The sequence below is a fragment of the Amycolatopsis sp. NPDC059027 genome (assembly GCF_042739735.1).
Classification (GTDB): Bacteria; Actinomycetota; Actinomycetes; order Mycobacteriales; family Pseudonocardiaceae; genus Amycolatopsis.
In genome coordinates this window covers 1-2,383 of record NZ_JBHYIK010000165.1, presented here as the reverse complement: position 1 = coordinate 2,383, position 2,383 = coordinate 1, and the positions used below count along the sequence as shown (strand labels likewise).

The following is a 2,383-nucleotide window of genomic DNA, read 5'->3' as shown; positions in this document are numbered from 1 at the left end:
CAGCGCTCACCGCTGTGAAGGAGGCCTTCACGGCTTTCCGGGGCCGGATGTGCGCCCCCGGTCCCGATAGGACACGATCGGCATATGCGCGTACTGATCGCGGGCTCCAGCGGGCTGATCGGCTCGGCGTTGACCGCGCGGCTCTCCGAGCGCGGTCACGACATCCGCAGGCTGGTGCGGCGCGAGCCGCGCCGTCCGGACGAGCGGCGCTGGGATCCCCCGGCCGGGGAGATCTCGCCCGGCACGTTCGACGGCGTCGACGCGGTCGTCAACCTCTGCGGCGCCCCGCTGCTGCCGGGCCGCTGGAGCGGGATGCGCAAGCAGCTGCTGCTCGACAGCAGGGTCGAACCCACCGAGGTCCTCGCTGAAGCCGTCGCCGAACATCGCGTCGGCGTACTCGTGAACGCCTCCGCCGTCGGCTTCTACGGCGACACCGGACAGTCCGTTGTGGACGAGAAAACCCCGGCGGGACAAGGCTTCCTCGCCGAACTCTGCACCGCGTGGGAGGCCGCGACGGCGTCGGCGCGGGACGGCGGCGCCCGCGTCGTGCTGGCGCGCACGGGGCTGGTGCTCGCCCCCAAGGGCGGACTGCTCACCGTGCTGCGGCCGCTGTTCCGGCTGGGGCTGGGCGGCAGGCTCGGCGACGGACGCCAGTACCAGCCGTGGATCGCCCTCGACGACGAGATCGGCGCGCTCGTGTACGCGCTGGAGCACGAAACCCTTGCGGGCCCGGTGAATCTGACCGGCCCGGCCCCGGTGACCAACACCGAGTTCACGCGTGCGCTCGGCCGCGCCGTGCATCGTCCGGCGCCGTGGCAGGTGCCCGCCTTCGCGATGCGGATCGCGCTCGGCCAGGCCGCGGAGGAAATGGCCCTGTTCGGTCAGCGCGCGCTGCCCCGGGCGCTGGAGGAATCCGGCTACGAGTTCCGCCACCGCGACGTCGGGAGCGCGCTGGCCGCCGCGACATGACCGTGCCCAGGGTGCGCTGGGTGGTGTCCGGCCTGGTGCTGTTCGCCGCGTTCCTCGTCCTCGGCGTCCTGGTCGCGCGTCAGCCTCCCGCCCTCGACGCCGCTGTCGCGAACTCCTTGCGGGGTGAGGATTCCCGGCCGCTCGGGCGTGTCGCGGGTGTGCTGACGTACGTCCTCAGCCCGGTGCTGCCCTACCTGCTCGGCGTCGCGCTGATCGCCGTCGCGTTGCGGTGGCGAGAACGCACGAAGCTCTGTCTGCGGCTCGGCGTGGTGCTGGTGGTGTGCCGCCTCACGAGCGTTCTGGGCAAGCCGCTGTTCGACCGGCAGCGGCCGCGCGTGTATCCCGAGACGAGCTATCCGAGCGGGCACGTCGTTTCCGTTGCGAGCACGGGATTCGTCGCCGTCCTGCTGTGTGCCTGGCTGGCGCCGCGGCTGGTGCGCTGGGCCGTGGGAGTGGCCGTCGCGGCCACCGTGCTGGGCGCGGCCTGCCGGATCGTGCTCGGCGTCCACTGGGTCACCGACACCGTCGGCGCCGTGCTCGCCGTGCTCGGTGTCGGCCTGGTCACAGCGGCCGCCGCCGGGCTGCTGCCCGCGCCGCCGGGCGGGCGTAATCTCGCTGGGTGAGTTCTTCGAGCGATTCCTGCCGCGCCAGCACCGAACCCGTGGACGTCCGCGAGCTCGGCACGATCGACTACACCGAGGCGTGGGAGTTGCAGCGCCGGTACCTCACCGCCCGCGCCGACGGCACCGGCCCGGACACGATGCTGCTGCTCGAACACCCCTCGGTGTACACCGCGGGCAAGCGCACGGAGCCCGATGACCGGCCGCGGGACGGCACCCCGGTGATCGACGTCGACCGCGGCGGCAAGATCACCTGGCACGGACCGGGCCAGCTGGTGGGTTACCCGATCGTGAAGCTCGCCGACCCGATCGACGTGGTCCACTACGTGCGGCGGCTGGAGGAAGCGCTCATTTCGGTGTGCGATCGGCTCGGTGTGCGCAGCGGCCGCGTCGAGGGCCGCAGCGGAGTCTGGATTCCTGCCGACGACAAGGGCATCGAGCGCAAGATCGCGGCGATCGGCATCCGCGTGCAGCGCGGGGTGACGATGCACGGATTCGAGCTGAACTGCAACGCCGACCTGGGCGCGTTCGACACCATCGTCCCGTGCGGGATCCGCGACGCCGGGGTGACGTCGCTGTCGGCCGAACTCGGCCGGGACGTCACGGTCGCCGAAATCCTCCCGATGACCCGTGACGCGGTCCTCGCCGCGCTCGAAGGCGACCTCCCGGTCACCGACCGCGCCCTGCCCCGCCCCGAGGCCCCGAGCGCTCCCGGCGTCACCTTCGCCCTCCAGAACTGACTCGCCCGAAGTGCCGTTAAGGCCACCTTACGGGCGTCCGGCGCCCGTAAGGTG

3 protein-coding genes are annotated in these 2,383 nt (G+C 72.3%); all 3 read left to right on the top strand.

Annotation, left to right across the window (positions count from 1 at the left end; all coding sequences use genetic code 11):
- The first annotated feature begins 84 nt into the window (after positions 1–84).
- The 3 genes from ACFWY9_RS44875 to lipB are packed head-to-tail and all read left to right on the top strand — an operon-like array spanning position 85 to position 2,329.
- Entirely contained in the window at positions 85–969 is an 885-nt protein-coding gene (locus ACFWY9_RS44875) for a TIGR01777 family oxidoreductase (RefSeq protein WP_378341770.1), read from the top strand.
- Positions 966–1,592 (top strand): phosphatase PAP2 family protein, encoded by a 627-nt coding sequence (locus ACFWY9_RS44870; RefSeq protein WP_378341769.1) that lies wholly within the window; start codon positions 966–968, stop codon positions 1,590–1,592. Before ACFWY9_RS44875 ends, ACFWY9_RS44870 begins: the two co-directional genes overlap by 4 nt.
- Positions 1,589–2,329: a lipoyl(octanoyl) transferase LipB gene (lipB, locus tag ACFWY9_RS44865; protein ID WP_378341768.1), complete on the top strand. Its 741-nt coding sequence runs from the start codon at positions 1,589–1,591 to the stop codon at positions 2,327–2,329. The genes ACFWY9_RS44870 and lipB overlap by 4 nt, the downstream gene beginning before the upstream one ends.
- Positions 2,330–2,383 lie beyond the last annotated feature (54 nt).